The organism is Pseudomonas sp. CAM1A, assembly GCF_047501685.1.
Taxonomy (GTDB): Bacteria; Pseudomonadota; Gammaproteobacteria; order Pseudomonadales; family Pseudomonadaceae; genus Aquipseudomonas.
In genome coordinates this window covers 1-521 of record NZ_JBFNXP010000052.1, presented here as the reverse complement: position 1 = coordinate 521, position 521 = coordinate 1, and the positions used below count along the sequence as shown (strand labels likewise).

The window sequence follows — 521 nt, the reverse complement described above, 5'->3', positions numbered from 1 at the left end:
GCTCAACAGGTGCTGGCGACCGGACAGGATCGCCTGCAGCTCATGGACGATCACCTCCATCGCCGTGTGGTCCAGGGCCAGGTGATGGAAGTGCAGGACGGCGACCACGCGCTGCCCGACCGGGTCCATGGCGTAGGTCAGGCGCAGCAGTGGCGCCTGGGTCAGGTCCAGGCGCTGCGAACGTGCATCGAAGTGATCGTGTAGCCGCTCGATCACCGCCTCTTCGCCCAGCCCGGTGACTTCGCTGACAGCCAGGCGCGCCTGACGCCAGACCACCTGCACCGGTTCCGCCAAACCTTCCCAGACCACCGAGGTGCGCAGGATGTCGTGGCGATCGATGACCTGTTGCAGGGCCTCGGCACAGGCCTGCAACCGCTCCAGGCTGTCGAAGGCCAGGCGGGTCTGCAGCAGATAGGGGTCGCCCTGCTCGGCACTCAGGTGGTGATAGAGGATGCCTTCCTGCAATGGCGCCAGCGGGTAGATCTCCTGCACGTTGCCGGCGCCGCCTGGCACGCTGGCGA

At 67.0% G+C, this 521-nt stretch carries 1 protein-coding gene; it reads right to left on the bottom strand.

Going from position 1 to position 521, the window contains the following annotated elements:
- Positions 1-521: condensation domain-containing protein (locus tag ABZO33_RS26850; protein ID WP_414538508.1), on the bottom strand; the 521-nt coding region annotated here is incomplete at both ends.